The sequence below is a fragment of the Aliirhizobium wenxiniae genome, assembly GCF_014201355.1.
GTDB lineage: Bacteria > Pseudomonadota > Alphaproteobacteria > Rhizobiales > Rhizobiaceae > Neorhizobium > Neorhizobium wenxiniae.
This window is the reverse complement of the sequence record NZ_JACHEG010000001.1, coordinates 854,019-869,653: the sequence shown is the minus strand read 5'-3', so window position 1 is coordinate 869,653 and position 15,635 is coordinate 854,019. Positions and strand designations below refer to the sequence as shown.

Below are 15,635 nucleotides of genomic sequence, written 5' to 3'. Positions count from 1 at the left end.
AAAAGCCTGCCGGCGTAAGTGCTCCTCGCATCAATCCCAAATAATGAAACCGGACCACAAGAGGTCCAAAGTCCGCAGTCGGATGGCCGTGAACGGCATCGAGCCAAAATGCTCCTGCGGATGCGAGTGAAGGACGAAGACATGGACAACAAGATTTCCGCATCGGCAAAAGGTATGCAGTCCGCAGGTGTGAAGTACCGCGCCTATCCGATCATCAACATTCCGGACCGCACATGGCCGTCGAAGGCGATCGAGAAGGCGCCGATCTGGTGTTCGGTCGATCTGCGCGACGGCAACCAGTCGCTGGTCAACCCGATGGGCCATGACCGCAAGGCGCGGATGTTCAAGCTGCTCCTGGACATGGGGTTCAAGGAAATCGAGATCGGTTTCCCGTCCGCATCGCAGACCGATTTCGATTTCGCCCGCTGGTGCGTGGAAGAGGGCGGCGTGCCGGAGGACGTGTCGCTGCAGGTGCTGGTGCAGTGCCGGCCGGAACTGATTACCCGCACCTTCGAATCGCTCGAAGGCGCGCACAAGCCGATCATCCATTTCTATAACTCGACGTCGGAGCTGCAGCGCCGCGTGGTGTTCGGCAAGGACGTGCACGGCATCAAGCAGATCGCCGTCGATGCGGCCAAGATGATCACCGACATGGCGGCGAAGGCCGGCGGCGGTTATCGTTTCGAATATTCGCCGGAAAGCTTTACCGGCACCGAGCTGGATGTGGCGCTGGAGATCTGCAACGCGGTGATCGAGGTGGTGAAGCCGACGGCCGACAACAAGCTGATCCTCAACCTGCCGTCGACCGTCGAAATGGCGACGCCGAACATCTATGCCGACCAGATCGAATGGATGTGCCGCAATATCGACAATCGCGAAAACGTCATCATCTCGGTACATCCGCATAACGACCGCGGTACAGGCATTGCAGCAACCGAACTGGCGCTGATGGCGGGTGCGGACCGCGTCGAGGGCACGCTGTTCGGCAATGGCGAGCGCACCGGCAATGTCGACGTCGTGACCTTGGCCTTGAACATGTTCACGCAAGGCATCGATCCCGAACTGGATTGCTCCGACATCGAGCGGATCAAGGAAGTCTACGAATATTCCAACGAGATGGTCATTCCTGAACGCCATCCTTACGTCGGAGAACTGGTCTATACCGCGTTTTCCGGATCGCACCAGGATGCGATCAACAAGGGGATGAAGGCGATCAAGGTTGCCAACCATCCGGTATGGGAAGTGCCCTACCTGCCGATCGACCCGCAGGATGTCGGCCGTTCCTACGAGGCGATCATTCGCATCAATTCGCAGTCGGGCAAGGGCGGCATCGCTTATATCCTGCAGCAGGACTATGGTCTGAACCTGCCGCGAAACCTGCAGGTGGAGTTCCGCGAGGACATTCAGCGGATCACCGACGAAGAAGGCAAGGAACTGTCTTCTAAGCGTATCCACGAGCGCTTCATGGAGCGTTATGTGGAGCAGTCCGGTGCGCGTCTGAAGTTCGTCGATCACCACACCTATCCGTCTGAGCCTCACCACAAGGGCGTGCGGGTCGTTGCGGCAGAGATTATCGACAATGGCGAGACGAAGCGCATCGAAGGCAAGGGAACCGGGCCGATCGACGGGTTCATCAATGCGCTGTCGATCTATCTCGGTATCGATCTGTCGGTGAACGATTATTCAGAGCACTCGCTGCAGCATGGCTCGAATGCTTCGGCTATCGCCTATGTCGAGATGCAGCATCCGGGCGGCAAGCTGTTCGGTGCCGGCGTCAACACGAATATCGTCACGGCTTCGCTCGATGCGATCGTTTCCGCAGCAAACCGGGTGTTGGAGGAGAGGGCGCGCTAAGCGTTCTCGGGTCTCGTAAACAAAAAAGCCGCTGCGGCTTCCCGCGGCGGCTTTTTTGTTGAGCTTAAATGGTCGTCAGATGAGGCCGGCAGCCTTTGCGGCGATCTCGTCGAGATCGGCGGCCGAAGACGGAGCGACGATCACATAGGTCGCAAGCGGGGTGCTCCAGGAGACGAGGCTGGTGTCGAGGCGGATGTCCTCAATCGGCTTGGCCGTTTCTGGCCGCGCTCTGGAGAAGGTCAAGGCCAGAATGTCGCCTTCATTGTCGCCGGTGGTGCGGCGATAGAAAAGTATGCCGGTTGGGGTGTTTTCAGCCGTGACCAGACGTGCGCCGACGAAGGCAAGCCCGCTATCGGTCAGGTCCGGAATGCGGAAGCCGACGCCGGTTCCGGTGGTCAGCCATTCGAGAATATCGGCTGGCCTGTCCGCGCCGATCTCCACCAGCCGGTTCTGCTGGCGGCTGTAGAGGCGGAAATGGGAAACGATATCGTCCAGCCAGTCGCGTTGCTGGAATGCCGGGCTTGCCAATGCTTGCGGCGCGCGAGTGCCATCCGGTCGAGCGCCGATCATGTAGCCCAGGCTGCCGCCAACCAAGAGCGTCAGGGCGCAGGCCGACAGAGCCTGCAGGCCCGAGGGACGAAAGGCTCTGTTGCGGCGGGTAGATCCCGGAAGCCGTACCGCCTTGCGGGGCAGGGGGGCGTTCTTGATGCTGCGGACGAGATCGAGCGGCACCGGCTCCTTGAGCATTTCTTCGAGAAGAAGTCGGCCGGTCTGGCTGCCGCGTTTCAAATCGTCGTGCAGCGCGCGGGCATGCGGATCGTTGACGAGCAGGGATTCGACATCTTGACGCTCCGTATCCGACACCTGGCTATCGACAAACGCCGAAAGACGACGTTCAATCGCCGATGGCTCTTTATTTGCCATAGTCATGCTCTCTTTTCCGCCAAACCAGGCGGTTGGGAGGCAAGTGCCAATCGTGCGGCACAGAGGCGGGATGAGACGAGTTCCGGCGTGACGCCGAGAATCGATGCTGCCTCAGAATAATCGAAACCTTCGACATCAACGAGAAGAAGCGTGCTTGCCAGACCCTCAGGCATGCCGAGGAACGCCTTGGTTTCACCGTCGCTAACGCCGGTTGCTTCGGCATTCTGCTTTGAGAGCGGTTCCTGGCGGTTGCGTTTACGAAGCTCGTCGCTCCAGCCGATCCGGATCTGATTGAACACCCAGCTTTCCAACCGGCATTCGCCTTTCCAGTGATGGCTTTTAAGAATGACGCGGGCAGAAACTTCGCGCAGGAGCGTGTCCGCTGCATTCGCATCTCCGGTCAGCGTCTGGGCGAACCGCCGCAGCCGCGGCAGCAAAGCCACAAGGTCACGACGGATGTCGGTTGAAACTGCTGGCGGATTCATCAGAGGAATATGGCCTTTTGCTCTCAGTAGAATGAATGCTTGATGGTACTAACTATGAATCGATTGTGACGATTCTGCAACAAGCATCTCTTAACCTTGCAGAACTCTTGCTGCTTCCTCCACCGAGAACTGTAATGGGGCCTCTCCATAGAAGAGCTTCGTCTCGTCGAGATGGATGCTGTCGCCGCTTTCGGTCAGCCCGTAACGCTCGCAACTGAGGTTCCATGCTCCCGGCTTGCCGGACAGGTTGAAGAGGTTGTAGGCGGCGCGGGGCTTGTGTCCGCCGGGACCTTGCGAGGCGGACGCGATGCCGACAACCGGTACCGGCCGGTCATGAGTCTTCAGCCAGTAGACGGTATTGAGATGGGTATGCCCATGCAGGATGAGTTCGGCCCCGCCGGTCGAAATGGCCGCGGCAAAGCGCCGGATGCCGATCATGCGTTTGTGCGAGGAGGCCGCTCCCTGAATTGGCGGGTGATGGATCAGGACGACGCGGAACAGGCCTTCCTCGCCGGCCTTTTTCAAAAGATTGACTGTCTCGCGGGCCTGTCTGGGGCTGAAAAAGCCAGACGCGGAGAACGGAGGCGTGGCGTTAGATGTCGAACAGCCAATGATCGCGAGCGGTCCCCGTTGGCGATAGGTCGGGAATATATGGTCGTTTTTCGGCCACTCGCCGGGATCGTCGTCACTTCTGATGAACGGATACCAGGCTGCGACCGACTTGTCGTGGGCGCCCGGCACATAGGCGTCGTGGTTTCCCGGAACGACGGTGGTATCTTCGGGATCTCCGATCGTATCCAGCCATTCTCTCGCCAGCCGGGTCTCGATCTTGGTCGCCAGATTGACCAGATCGCCGGTGATGATGAGCTGATCGGGATGGCGGGCCTTGAGATCGCTGAGCAAAAGATCGAGTGTATTGACGAACAGATGCTTGCGCCGGTTGCGGTGCCAATTGATGAAGCCGGTGATACGCTTGGACATGAGTTCCCGAATCGACAGTTTCGGAAGCGGTCCCAGATGAATGTCGGAAATATGGGCGAATTTGAACATGGCCCAGACATAACGCACGAAACGGAAATTCGTTATGAAATTTACGCGAGCGGAGCGGAGAGTTGATGGGCGCTACCGGCATAGCTGAAATAGGGACGTGGCGGACGCGTATCGTGGTCTGGCTGCTGCATCGATTTTTCCTTGTTTCCCGCGGGATGACGATGGGTGTTCGCGCAGCCTGCTTCAACGTTCGGGGCGAGGTTTTTCTGGTTCGCCACACCTATGTTCCGGGCTGGTATATGCCGGGCGGGGGCATGGAACATGGCGAAACGGCGCTGGATGCGCTGACCAAGGAATTGCACGAAGAAGGCAATCTGGTCATGACTGCCAAGCCCGAGCTTCTGCATGTCTATTACAACCGGAAGGCCAGCAAGCGCGATCATGTGCTGTTCTATCGCGTCACCGTCGAGCAGACGGCTCCGCGAATGCCTGATCGCGAAATTGCCGAGAGCGGGTTCTTTGCGCTGGATGCGCTGCCGAAAGACGTGACGGATGCGACGCTCAGGCGGCTGCGGGAGTTGAGCGGAGACGCCGAGCGCGGGGATTTCTGGTGACGGGTCTGATTATCCGCCGCCTCGGAGCAGTTGTCCGAGACGGCGGGTGATGATGTTGTGGGCTTGCGATCGGCGTCAGCTTTTAAGAGCCGTATTGCACAGGCTCCAATAACCGCCACCTTTCTGGATCCACTTGAGCTCACCGAGCGTGCCGTCGTCCTTGTTCTTGTGATAGGTGTCGACGCAGGTCTTGAGCCGGGCCTTGGCAGGCGTCTCGCTCGAATATTTCTTGTCGATAGCATTCGGGAAAACGACGCTCTTCGGAGCCTTGGTGGTTGCCTTTGCAGGCTCCTTCTCTGTCGTCGCCGCAACTTCCTTGTCGTCGGCGGCGTCTTCGGCGGCAGCGTCTGCGCCGCAGAACTTGGCGCGGTAGTCGTTCCATTTGACGTCCTTGGCGGAACCGTCAGCCTTGGCGGCCTGATACTTGGCGCTGCATTCCTTCATTGTGAGTGCGGACGCCGGGGTCACGAAAGCTGCAGAGGCGAGCAGGGCAAAAGATGCAAGAATGATGGTGCGATTGGTCATTGGGGCCTCCCCAGGTGCATAATTGCGATCGGGGACTATGAACCGGCCGTTTGCGTTGTCAATGAATCTCTAAATTAGTGAAATTCAATCCAGTTTTACTGCCCGACCCGTATCGACGGACGTCGGAAAGAGTGCATGAGCCTGTTGGCTCATACACTCTTTCCTCTCAAGGCGAATATCTTTGTCGCGGCCAGGCGACGGGTCGGTGATGTTGGTGAAGACTAGGGGGCGTTTCAGCCCCCAAGTCTCTCGCGGCCATGAGCAGTCTCGAGATCCAGTAATGGCCCGATGGGAACGATGCCGGTCGGATTGATGGTCTTATGGCTGCCGTAGTAGTGGCCTTTGATATGGACGAGATTGCAGGTCTCGGCGATGCCGGGATGCTGATAAAGATCTCTTAAGTACCCGGAAAGGTTGGGGTAATCGGAAATGCGACGGATGTTGCATTTGAAGTGGCCGACATAGACGGGATCAAACCGCAAAAGCGTGGTGAACAGGCGCCAGTCGGCTTCGGTAATCTTGTCGTCGAAAAGATAGCGGCTTGTTTCGAGGCGCTGATCCAGCGTGTCGAGTGTTTCGAACAGGGCAGTTACGGCTTCCTCGTAGGCTTCCTGTGTTGTGGCAAACCCCGCCTTGTAGACGCCGTTGTTGACCCGGTCGTAGACGACGGCGTTGAGTGCGTCGATTTCCTCGTGCAACTTGGCGGGATAGAAATCGAGGTCGGAGCCGGTCAGGTCATCGAAGGCGCTGCTCATCATGCGGATGATTTCGGCGCTTTCATTAGAGACGATGGTATTCTGCTGCTTGTCCCACAGAACTGGCACGGTCACGCGGCCCGAATAATGCGGATCGGCTTTCAGATAGACCTGATAGAGGTAATCGGAGCCAAAAAGATCGTCGCCGGTTGCGCCGTCGCGTTTTTTGAATTCCCAGCCGTTTTCCAGCATCAGGTAGTCGACGACGGACACAGAAATGAAGTCTTCGAGCTTCTTGAGCTTGCGGAAGATCAGCGTGCGGTGCGCCCAGGGACAGGCATAGGAGACATAGAGGTGGTAACGCCCGGCCTCAGCCTTGAAGCCGCCCTTGCCGGAGAGGCCGGCTGCGCCATCAGCTGTCACCCAGTTGCGAAACTGCGATTGCGAGCGCTCGAAACGTCCCTTGGTCGCCTTCGTATCGTACCATACATCCTGCCACTTGCCGTCGACGAGCCTGCCCATGGCGCTCTCCTTTGTCTGTTGCCGGATAGATACGGCAGGGGCTCAAGATTACGAGCCGTAATTTTTCGAACAGTGTGTTTTTGCATTGGACGGGTGAAAAAAATCCTGCTAGTTGGCTTTTCACATTTTTGTGGGATGATCAGTTTACATGACCGAAGCACGGGCACTGCGACGACGCTGAAGATCGACCAAGACGCCAGACGAGGCGTCATCGACTTCGCATGTCCTGTCCGCTCCTTATCTACGGCTTCGGTTCTCCCATGTCTTCATCTGCCTCTCTGCACCTTGTCGCCCGGAAATCTCTGGCAAAGCACGATCTCGTCTATCTGACGGAAGACGCGTCGCATGATGCGGCGATCGAGCTTATCAATGAGGAGGCTTTCGGGCCAGGCCGTCATGTGCGCGCCGCCGCGCGGATCCGTGAGCAGGGGCCGCATGACCGGTCGCTTTCCTTCATTTGCGCCGATGACGGCGAGACGATTGCTTCCGTTCGGATGACCCCGGTTCTGGCCGGGACGGTGAAGGGGCACATGCTCGGACCGCTTGCCGTGCGGCCGACACACAAGAACATGGGCATCGGCCGGGAGCTGGTGCGGATCGCGATCGAAGCGGCAAAGCGCAAGGGTTCCGAAGGCGTGATCCTGATCGGCGACCCGCCCTATTACATGCCGCTCGGTTTCGAGAAGGTGGCCTATGACGCGCTGGCGTTTCCGGGGCCGGTCGATCCGGCTCGGGTGCTTGTCGTCCCGCTTGCTGGCGATGTTCATCCGCGTCTCAAAGGCGACATCGGCTGGCGTAAATAACACAAATCAACTATGCCTCTCATGTTGCCGGCTAATAGGGGAGCCGGTGCCTCATAAAGAAGGCAGTGGGATGAGAGCAATTACGGTGGACGAGGCGCTCGACCGCGCCGGAGCTGGACGATATCAGCGAAGATTGATCGGGGTTTTCGGCCTTGTCTGGGCGGCCGATGCGATGCAGGTACTGGCTGTCGGTTTTACCGCGGCATCTATTGCCGCCAGCTTCGGGCTGACCATTCCCGAAGCGTTGCAAACAGGCACTCTCTTCTTTCTCGGCATGTTTCTCGGTGCGATGGGGTTTGGCAGGCTCGCGGACAAAATTGGTCGGCGTAATGTCCTGATCATCACCGTTTCCTGCGACGCGTTATTCGGCCTGCTTTCGGTTTTCGCACCCGATTTCACCATTCTCCTGATCCTCAGGTTCCTGACAGGGATTGCCGTCGGGGGCACGCTTCCGGTCGATTACGCGATGATGTCGGAATTCCTGCCGGCGAAAAATCGCGGGCGCTGGCTGGTGGCGCTGGAAGGGTTCTGGGCGATCGGTACTTTGATTGTCGCGCTGACGGCATGGGCCGCGAGCCTTGCGGGCATGGCAGATGCCTGGCGCCTGATCTTTGCCGTGACGGCTTTGCCGGCATTGATCGGGATCGGACTGCGCGTTCTCATCCCAGAATCGCCGATCTATCTTTTGCGCACGGGACGCAGCGACGAGGCTCGCGATGTCATGGATCGGATAATGACGGTCAATAATGGCCGCGGGCTTGCAGATGACGAGGAGCTTGTGCCTGCGCCTGCAGTGATGCGCGAAGGCATTTTCTCTCCGGCGCTGCGCCGAACCAGCACGATGATCCTTGCGATCTGGTTCCTTGTGTCCGTTTCCTATTACGGGATTTTCACCTGGATGCCGGCGAAGCTGGCAAGCGAAGGGTTCGGCTTCGTCCGTGGTTACGGTTTTCTGGTTCTGGTGGCGCTCGCACAGATTCCGGGTTACGCGCTGGCAGCTTACGGTGTCGAAAAATGGGGCCGCAAACCGACGCTGACGGGCTTCTGTATCCTGTCTGCGGCCGGTTGCCTGCTTTTCGTGCTCGGATCCGCCTCCGCCGTCATCGGGGCGTCGCTGCTGCTGATGAGCTTTGCGCTGCTCGGCACCTGGGGTGCGCTTTACGCCTATACGCCTGAACTCTTCCCGACACGCTCGCGCGCGACCGGCATGGGAGCGGCAGGCGCCATGGCGCGCCTCGGCGGACTGCTTGCGCCCTCGGCAATGGTTTATATGGTCAGCCACGGCTTCGGCTTGACGATCGGCATTTTCGCCGCTCTGCTCGCTCTAGCGGCTGTGGCGGCGCTGATGATCCGGGTCGAGACGCGCGACGTTTCGCTGTCGTGACAAATCAGAACCTTCTGGCGAGCCATGTCACGACATGGCCGCCGGAAAGGGCGTCGAGGTTGCCGATCTCGGTGTAGCCGAGTTTTCGGTAGAGGCCGAGCGCTGCCGGGTTCATCGTGTCGATATAGGCGCCGATACAGCCGCGCTTGCGCGCTTCATCTTCCGCCATGGTCAGCATGCGGGTCGCAAGGCCCTGGCCGCGCAAGTTTTCCGGGATGTAGAGCATCGAGACGTAAAGCCAGCCGCGGCCGGTATAGCCGACGATGCCGCCGCTGATTTCGCCATCGTCATCGTAAAGCGGGATTGTCAGTTCGCGGCGGTTACTTTCGCCGAAGGTGGCGATGTTGAAGGCGCGCAAGAGCTGCAGGATTGCGTCTTCCTCCAGCGGCGCTATGCCCTCGGTCACTTTCAATTCCATGCCGTATGCTCCTCCTCGAGCTTTTCCGCATTTCTTCGAAACGCGAAACAGCTCTCCCCGTTTTGTCTAACGCAATTCCGAACGCAAAACCGGCATCCACTTTTGCTGGAATTGCTTCAAAGAGGAGCGCATCGATAAACTAAAGGGTCTTTTTAAGGAAGGTGCGGGTGCGCTCGCCGACAAAGGCCGGCAGCTCTCCGAAAATCTCGTAGCCGTGGCGCTGATAAGCCTTGAGCGCCTGCGGATTGAACGTGTCGATCCATGCACCGCGGCAGCCGCGGCGGCGGGCTTCTGTTTCGGCCTGTTCAAGGAGCCTTGCGGCCATGCCCTGACCGCGCAGCTGTTCGGGAATGAACAGCAACTGGGTGAACAGCCAGCCCCACGATGTGTAGCCCGAAAGGCCGCCAATGGTCTTGCCCTCTTCATTCCTGATGAGAACGGCAAGAGGAATGCGGTCGGCGGGTCCGACATCATGTTCGTTATAGGATGTCAGGCTCCTGAGGATGGCATCGAGATCTTCTCCGGAAGGCGAGGCAGTGACGTCGATACGGGCCACAATCACCGTCCTTCACGCCACCACATAGCCGCGACTGCAAAGAGCAGTGCCGAGAGGCCGGCGAAACCGGCAAACAGCGGCAGGCTGTTGACGCCACGCAGAACGCTCTCGTCGGTCATACGGATCGACATGCGGTTGGGATTGCTGACGCGTATTTCGCCACGGACCGGCAGGATATCCGGCAGGGTGATGTTTTCGCCCGAGGCCACGCGGGTGACGAGACCATGGGTCTTTTCCGCGTAGGGTTTCAGCGTTTCCTCGGTCGAGATCATCGCCTTGAACTCTGGAGCATCCACCGCGCCGACATGGACGAGCGTCGAGAATTCACCATTCGACACCTGGAAGAGGCCGACCTCGTCCATGCGGCGTTCAAAGCGGTACTGTCCCGGTTCTGCCTGCGTCATGGCGATGGTCTCCGTGCGGCCGGAGGGGAAACGGACCGTTGCCGGGCCGGGATCGTCGCCGATCGTCTGGCGGGTTGCTTCAAGCGTGCGACCGGAGGAGCGGGCGGTGAGTGCCTCTTCCTCGAGTTCCGGTTCCTTCATCAGCCAATGGGCGATGCGTCGGTACAAAGCCACATGCGGGCCGCCGCCTTCAAAACCGCGCGCCCAGAGCCAGCCCTGATCGGAGAGCAGCATGGCGACGCGGCCCTGGCCCTGACGGTTGAGGACGAGAAGTGGGCGGTTGCCGTCGCCTTCCATCACCGTCTGGCCACGCGGCTGGTCGACATCGATGGTGCGGAACCAGCGGCCCCAGGCGGGCGGTGTCTGGCCGGAAGGATCAAGGCCTCGGGTGACCGGGTGTTTCTGGCCGACTTCGGAGAGATGCGGATAGAATGCAGCACTATGGACATCGCCGGTCGGGGAGGCGGGAAGCACCTGTTCAAGCGGGGTGAGCGCGATCGAATCCTCGCTCGCATGTTCGGGACCTGCCGCGATCAGCAGCGCGCCGCCGTTCTGCACATATTGCGAGATGTAGTCGTAATAGAGGATCGGCAGCACGCCACGATGCTTGTAGCGGTCGAAAATGATCAGATCGAAATCCTTGATCTTCTCAACGAAGAGTTCACGGGTCGGGAAGGCGATCAGCGACAGTTCGTTGATCGGCGTGCCATCCTGCTTTTCCGGCGGGCGCAGGATGGTGAAGTGGACGAGATCGACGGAGGCGTCGGACTTCAACAGGTTGCGCCAGGCGCGTTCGCCGGCATGCGGTTCACCGGAGACCAGCAGGACGCGCAGGTTCTGGCGGATGCCGTCGATGACATGGACGGCGCGGTTGTTGGCGGTCGTGACCTCACCCGGAAGCTCGTCGACGGAAAACTCCATGACGTTGTTGCCGGCACGAGGGACGGTGAAGGGGAAGGGCGTGTTCACGCCCGGCGAGGCGCGGAACGTGGCGATCTGGTCGCCGTTCATGCGCACGGTCACCTGGGCTGGGGTATTGGTGGCGCGGCCGTCATCAACGACGCGCAGTGTCAGTTCCTGTTCCTCGTTGACTATGCCGAAGCGCGGCGCGCGGACGACTTCCACACGTCGGTCGAATTCGTCCGGTTGTCCGGTGATCAGGCCGTGGACTGGGGCATTGAAGCCGAGTTCCTGATTGGTGCCCGGCAAGTCGTGGATCTGGCCATCGGTGACGAAGACGGCGGCACCAAGTCGGGCAGGGGGTACGTCGGATACGGCGGAGCGAAGGGCCGTGTAGAGGCGTGTCGAGGGCGTGTCGCTATCCGGGTCGTCGGCAACTTCGACGATGCGAGTCTCGATATTCGGGTAGCGGGAAAAACGGCCGCGAAGCTGGGCCAACGCCTCGTCTGTCTGGCGTTTGCGTTCATCCGTCTGCTGGCTCTGGGAGCGGTCGACGACGATCGGCACGATGGTCGAGAGTTGCTCGCGGTCTTCCTGCAGCAGCGTTGGGTTGGCCAGCGCCAGAAGCAGGAAGGCGAGCGCCAGCATGCGCAGGCTGGCACCTCGGACACGACGCCAGAAGGCAAGAGCGCAGAGCACGAGTGCGAGGATGCCGAGGCCGATCAGGACGAGCCATGGGAAGAAGGGCGAAAACTCAAGGGTCATCGATGCTCTTTCCTACTGGCCAAGCCGTTCGAGAAGGGCAGGGACATGGACCTGGTCGGCCTTGTAGTTGCCAGTCAGCATGTACATCATGATGTTGACACCGGCGCGGTAGGCATATTCACGCTGCATGTCGTCCGGCGGAACGGTCGGCAGGACCGGTGCGCCCTGCTGGTCTACGGCCCACGCACCGGCCAGATCGTTGCCGGTGATCATGATCGGCGAGACGCCGTCACCGCCAGATGAGACCTGATTGGCGCTGTTGCGCGCGTCCTGACGCGCCTCGACCCAAAGGGCGCTGCCATTGTAGCGGCCGGGGAAGTTCGTCAGCAGATAGAATGACCGCGCAAGGACGTGGTTTTCCGGCACGGGTTCAAGCGGTGGAATGTCGATATTGGCAAGGATCTGCTGCAGCCGTTCTCCATTCGGCGTGCTGCCGCCACCGCCAAGCGAGGAATACTGGTCGCGGGTGTCGAAGAGCACTGTGCCGCCGTTGCGCATATAGGCGTCGATGCGCGAAATAGCTGCCTGCGAAGGCATCGGCGCATTGGCTGAAATTGGCCAGTAGATAATCGGGTAGAAGGAGAGTTCGTCCTTGGTGATGTCGAGGCCGACCGGCGCGCCGGGCTCCAGCGTGGTCCGGTAGGTGAGGAACTCCGTCAGGCCTTCCAGCCCCTGTTCGGAAATGCGGTCGACATCGGCCTCACCGGTCGTGACATAGGCGAGATGGGTCGTATCGAGATGTTCGAGGATCTGTTCGTCGCCGGCCTTCGCACCGCTGCCTTCCGGCATTTCCTGCGCGGATACCGGGTGAGGCTGGAATGCGAGCAGGCCGAAGGCTACCGCGGCAATTGTCGCTGCTGCGGCGCCGGAGCGGCGGCGTGATCCCTTCGGCAGGCGCGAGAAGGCGCCGTTGATGAAGAGCACGATCAGGCTGTCGAGAATGAGCATGGCGAAGGCCGCTGCGAAAAGGGCGGGGCGCAGCGAGACGGCTTCGCCACCGGCAAGGCTTTCACGCGTGACGGCGCGGCCGATTGGAGCCGGATCGAAGGCTGCGAGTTCTGCGCCGGGCGGCAGCAGGTTGACCGCGGAGAAACCGTCTTCGGTGCCGTAAAGGCCCGGTGGATGGTCGAAGGTCGCCGATGGCGTTTCGCCGGCGCGGATCATGATCGGACGCACGCCGCTGGTTTCGGTCGAAAGCAGGCCGTCGGCAGTTAGCAGGCGATAGGCAGGCAGTGTTGCCGCAGCACTTTCCGAGCCTGCCGATGCACTGGTCGCACCGCCGGCACGGGCCATCTGGACGACACGGCGCAGCATTTCAACGAAATTGCCGGAGAGCGGCAGGTTCGACCATGTTGCTTCGGCGCTGGTGTGGAAAAGTACAAGGCGGCCGGCATCGACATCACGCGTGGTGACGAGCGGCGTGCCGTCGGCAAGGCTTGCCCAGGTGCGCTCGGCGAGGTCAGGTGTCGGTTCGGCGAGAACCTGGCGGGTGACGGTGATATCGGTTGCGCGCGGCATGCCGGCGAAGGGGCCGAAAGTCGGGAAGTCTGCCAGCGATTGTGGCTCAGACCATGACATGGCGCCGCCGAGCGCACGTTCGCCCTGGCGCAGCCTTACCGGCACGAGCGGATCATCGGCAGGAGCTGCAGCAAGGCGCGGGCCGGCGAAGCGGATCAGCGTGCCACCGCGGGCAATCCAGCGTTCCAGCGGTTCATAGGTTTCGGCCGGAAGGCGGCCGACATCGGCCATGATGATGGCGGACGGATTGTTCTCGAGGATCTGCGGGATCGCGACCGCGAGATCCGCCGTATTCGTCTGGATGATATCGGCATAGGGCGAAAGCGCCCGGTTGATGTAATAGAGCGGCTGCAGGAGCGGCTGGAAATCGCTGCCGCTCTCACCGGAAATCAGTGCGATACGGCGGCGCTTGAAGCCGTCGTCGAGCAGATGGGTGGAACCGGCGGTGGCGAGACCCTCGACGCTCAGCCGGGCAAAATCGTTGCGTAGTTCGAAGGGGGCCGAAATCTCGGCGGTTGCCGTGCCCGAACCGGCCGCGAAATCGACCGTGCCGGAGGCGAGCGAGCGGCCCTGCTGGTCGAGCGCATTGACGGTCAATTGCTGAGGAGCCGCGGTATCAAGGCGGGTCGCGGTGACGGCCATGGTTTCGGAATTGTTGGTGGCGCCGGTCAGTGCAACCGCGCCGCGACCTTCACCCTGATAGAGGCGAACATCGTTCGGTGCGAAGGCAGCGAGAGCCGTCATGGCGTCATTGTCGCCGGGCGCGGCAATGCCATCGGAGATCAGGGCGACCGTGCCGAGCGGGTTGCCGTCGAGCGCTTCCTGCAGGGTGCGGATGGCGCGCAGGCGATCAGGAACGAGCGGTTTCGGCTCGGCAGCGGCAAGCTTGTCGCGGGCTGCGGAGGCGGTGCCGGCAGTTGGTTCGTTGTTCGTGTCGGCGGTAAACGTCAGCGAGACCGGAACGTCGGCGCTTTCAGCCTCATCGATCAGCATGTTGGCGGTCTCGACGCGGCGTTCCCAGTCGACCGAACTCGACCAGCCATTGTCGATGACAAGCGCCAGCGGGCCAGCGGAATTCAGCGAGCTTGCGCGCGGGTTCATGACCGGATCTGCGATCGCGAGAATGACGGCTGCGGCGAGCAGCATGCGCAGCAATGTCAGCCACCACGGGCTCTGAGCCGGGGTTTCCTCGCGCTTCAGCACCGTTGCGAGGATGCGCAGCGGCGGAAAGATTTCGGCTTTCGGACGTGGCGGGGTGAGGCGCAGCAGCCACCAGATGACCGGCAGCGACAGGAGCCCGAAAAGGATGAGCGGATTGGCGAAGGCAAGCGCGTTCATGTGCGGCCTCCTGGGAATGTCGCGGGCATGCCGGACAGCTGGCCGTGGACCGCAACCAGCGCTTCGGAGGCGAGATGGTCTGTGCGATGGAAGGTAAAGCTCCAGCCGAGACGACGCAGACCCTCTCCCAGCGCTTCACGGCGGGCGAGATAGGCGCGCTGGTAATCCTCGCGGATCATTTCGGCGCGGCCGGAGGTGAGCTTTTCGCCGGTCTCCGGATCGGTGAATTCGGTGCGACCGGTATAGGGGAAGGTTTCCTCGGCGGGATCTGCCACTTCGATGATATGGCCGCGCAGGCCGCGTTTTCCCAGCGGCGAGATGCGCGACATGACGCTGTCGGCATCATCGAGAAAATCGCCGATAAGGACGATATCGCTCTGGCCTCTGATCATCGCGGTTTCCGGCAGGCCGGTGGTCACGGGGGCATGCATGATGGCGGCCGCCAGCCGTTCGGCTGCGTTGCGGGCCGAGACAGGCTCCATGATGCCGGGACACCCGATGCGCTCACCGGAGCGAGCTAGGATTTCGGCAAGCGCCAGCATCAGAACCAGCGCACGGCTTTCCTTCGAGACCATGGCGAAGGTGGACTTGTACATCATCGACGGCGACATGTCGGCCCAGAGCCAGATCGTGTGGGCAGCCTCCCATTCGCGGTCGCGGACATAGGTATGGTCGTCGCGGGCGGAGCGGCGCCAGTCGATGCGCGACAGGCTCTCACCTTCGGCATAAGGCCGGAACTGCCAGAAGTTTTCGCCCATGCCGCGCTTGCGCCGGCCATGCCAGCCGGCGATGACCGTATTGGCGATGCGCTTAGCTTCCACCATGCAGTCGGGCACGAGTGCCGCACGCGCCTGGGCGCGGGAGAGGACTTCACTGCTGGGTGTCTGCTCGACGATCTGGCCGATTGATGCCACGCATTGTCCTTTCTTGAGGCCGGGAT

Annotated in this window: 14 protein-coding genes; 4 read left to right on the top strand and 10 right to left on the bottom strand. The window is 60.8% G+C overall.

Features of this window, described 5'->3' with window-relative positions:
- Nucleotides 1–141 precede the first annotated feature (141 nt).
- Nucleotides 142–1,854 carry a 2-isopropylmalate synthase gene (leuA, locus tag HNQ72_RS04235; RefSeq protein ID WP_183989813.1) on the top strand — a complete coding sequence of 571 codons (1,713 nt, stop codon included), beginning with the start codon at nucleotides 142–144 and terminating at the stop codon, nucleotides 1,852–1,854.
- A 75-nt stretch (nucleotides 1,855–1,929) separates the two neighbouring features.
- Here the strand turns inward: leuA and HNQ72_RS04230 are convergent, their stop codons facing one another.
- The 3 genes from HNQ72_RS04230 to HNQ72_RS04220 all read right to left on the bottom strand — a co-directional run bounded on the left by HNQ72_RS04230 (nucleotide 1,930) and on the right by HNQ72_RS04220 (nucleotide 4,313).
- Entirely contained in the window at nucleotides 1,930–2,784 is an 855-nt protein-coding gene (locus HNQ72_RS04230; RefSeq protein ID WP_183989811.1) for an anti-sigma factor family protein, read from the bottom strand.
- Nucleotides 2,781–3,263, bottom strand: a complete 483-nt coding sequence (locus HNQ72_RS04225) for a sigma factor-like helix-turn-helix DNA-binding protein (RefSeq protein WP_183989809.1) — start codon at nucleotides 3,261–3,263, stop codon at nucleotides 2,781–2,783. The genes HNQ72_RS04230 and HNQ72_RS04225 overlap by 4 nt, the downstream gene beginning before the upstream one ends.
- 90 nt (nucleotides 3,264–3,353) lie before the next feature.
- Nucleotides 3,354–4,313, bottom strand: coding sequence for a metallophosphoesterase family protein (locus HNQ72_RS04220; RefSeq protein WP_183991298.1), 960 nt, complete (start codon nucleotides 4,311–4,313; stop codon nucleotides 3,354–3,356).
- A 161-nt stretch (nucleotides 4,314–4,474) separates the two neighbouring features.
- Here HNQ72_RS04220 and HNQ72_RS04215 point away from each other — a divergent pair, with 161 nt between their 5' ends.
- Nucleotides 4,475–4,867, top strand: coding sequence for an NUDIX domain-containing protein (locus HNQ72_RS04215; RefSeq protein ID WP_373289361.1), 393 nt, complete (start codon nucleotides 4,475–4,477; stop codon nucleotides 4,865–4,867).
- Nucleotides 4,868–4,942: 75 nt separating this feature from the next.
- On the opposite strand, the gene HNQ72_RS04210 is transcribed toward HNQ72_RS04215, so the two are convergent.
- On the bottom strand, nucleotides 4,943–5,392 hold the full coding sequence (locus HNQ72_RS04210; RefSeq protein WP_183989805.1) for a hypothetical protein: 450 nt from the start codon (nucleotides 5,390–5,392) through the stop codon (nucleotides 4,943–4,945).
- Between the two features lie 233 nt (nucleotides 5,393–5,625).
- Nucleotides 5,626–6,609 (bottom strand): glutathione S-transferase family protein, encoded by a 984-nt coding sequence (locus tag HNQ72_RS04205; RefSeq protein WP_183989803.1) that lies wholly within the window; start codon nucleotides 6,607–6,609, stop codon nucleotides 5,626–5,628.
- A 302-nt stretch (nucleotides 6,610–6,911) separates the two neighbouring features.
- Here HNQ72_RS04205 and HNQ72_RS04200 point away from each other — a divergent pair, with 302 nt between their 5' ends.
- Both HNQ72_RS04200 and HNQ72_RS04195 read left to right on the top strand, forming a co-directional pair.
- Complete coding sequence (locus HNQ72_RS04200; protein ID WP_183991296.1) at nucleotides 6,912–7,412, top strand: GNAT family N-acetyltransferase; 501 nt, start codon at nucleotides 6,912–6,914, stop codon at nucleotides 7,410–7,412.
- A gap of 70 nt (nucleotides 7,413–7,482) precedes the next feature.
- Nucleotides 7,483–8,796 carry an MFS transporter gene (locus HNQ72_RS04195; protein WP_183989801.1) on the top strand — a complete coding sequence of 438 codons (1,314 nt, stop codon included), beginning with the start codon at nucleotides 7,483–7,485 and terminating at the stop codon, nucleotides 8,794–8,796.
- 4 nt (nucleotides 8,797–8,800) lie between these two features.
- Here the strand turns inward: HNQ72_RS04195 and HNQ72_RS04190 are convergent, their stop codons facing one another.
- The 5 genes from HNQ72_RS04190 to HNQ72_RS04170 form a co-directional block, all read right to left on the bottom strand.
- On the bottom strand, nucleotides 8,801–9,214 hold the full coding sequence (locus HNQ72_RS04190) for a GNAT family N-acetyltransferase (protein ID WP_183989799.1): 414 nt from the start codon (nucleotides 9,212–9,214) through the stop codon (nucleotides 8,801–8,803).
- A gap of 139 nt (nucleotides 9,215–9,353) precedes the next feature.
- Entirely contained in the window at nucleotides 9,354–9,770 is a 417-nt protein-coding gene (locus HNQ72_RS04185) for a GNAT family N-acetyltransferase (protein WP_183989797.1), read from the bottom strand.
- Between the two features lie 2 nt (nucleotides 9,771–9,772).
- The gene (locus HNQ72_RS04180) at nucleotides 9,773–11,839 is read right to left on the bottom strand and encodes a hypothetical protein (RefSeq protein WP_183989795.1); all 2,067 of its coding nucleotides are present in this window, start codon (nucleotides 11,837–11,839) and stop codon (nucleotides 9,773–9,775) included.
- A gap of 12 nt (nucleotides 11,840–11,851) precedes the next feature.
- Complete coding sequence (locus HNQ72_RS04175; RefSeq protein ID WP_183989793.1) at nucleotides 11,852–14,695, bottom strand: DUF4159 domain-containing protein; 2,844 nt, start codon at nucleotides 14,693–14,695, stop codon at nucleotides 11,852–11,854.
- Nucleotides 14,692–15,609: a DUF58 domain-containing protein gene (locus HNQ72_RS04170; RefSeq protein ID WP_183989791.1), complete on the bottom strand. Its 918-nt coding sequence runs from the start codon at nucleotides 15,607–15,609 to the stop codon at nucleotides 14,692–14,694. Before HNQ72_RS04170 ends, HNQ72_RS04175 begins: the two co-directional genes overlap by 4 nt.
- Nucleotides 15,610–15,635: the final 26 nt, after the last annotated feature.

Excerpts from the sequence above, each read along its gene's own strand:
- HNQ72_RS04220 (WP_183991298.1), bottom strand. The coding sequence starts at position 4,313 with ATGTTCAAATTCGCCCATATTTCCGACATTCATCTGGGACCGCTTCCG.
- HNQ72_RS04175 (WP_183989793.1), bottom strand. The coding sequence starts at position 14,695 with ATGAACGCGCTTGCCTTCGCCAATCCGCTCATCCTTTTCGGGCTCCTG.
- HNQ72_RS04195 (WP_183989801.1), top strand. The coding sequence starts at position 7,483 with ATGAGAGCAATTACGGTGGACGAGGCGCTCGACCGCGCCGGAGCTGGA.
- HNQ72_RS04210 (WP_183989805.1), bottom strand. The coding sequence starts at position 5,392 with ATGACCAATCGCACCATCATTCTTGCATCTTTTGCCCTGCTCGCCTCT.
- leuA (WP_183989813.1), top strand. The coding sequence starts at position 142 with ATGGACAACAAGATTTCCGCATCGGCAAAAGGTATGCAGTCCGCAGGT.
- HNQ72_RS04230 (WP_183989811.1), bottom strand. The coding sequence starts at position 2,784 with ATGACTATGGCAAATAAAGAGCCATCGGCGATTGAACGTCGTCTTTCG.
- HNQ72_RS04180 (WP_183989795.1), bottom strand. The coding sequence starts at position 11,839 with ATGACCCTTGAGTTTTCGCCCTTCTTCCCATGGCTCGTCCTGATCGGC.
- HNQ72_RS04205 (WP_183989803.1), bottom strand. The coding sequence starts at position 6,609 with ATGGGCAGGCTCGTCGACGGCAAGTGGCAGGATGTATGGTACGATACG.
- HNQ72_RS04225 (WP_183989809.1), bottom strand. The coding sequence starts at position 3,263 with ATGAATCCGCCAGCAGTTTCAACCGACATCCGTCGTGACCTTGTGGCT.
- HNQ72_RS04215 (WP_373289361.1), top strand. The coding sequence starts at position 4,475 with ATGGGTGTTCGCGCAGCCTGCTTCAACGTTCGGGGCGAGGTTTTTCTG.
- HNQ72_RS04190 (WP_183989799.1), bottom strand. The coding sequence starts at position 9,214 with ATGGAATTGAAAGTGACCGAGGGCATAGCGCCGCTGGAGGAAGACGCA.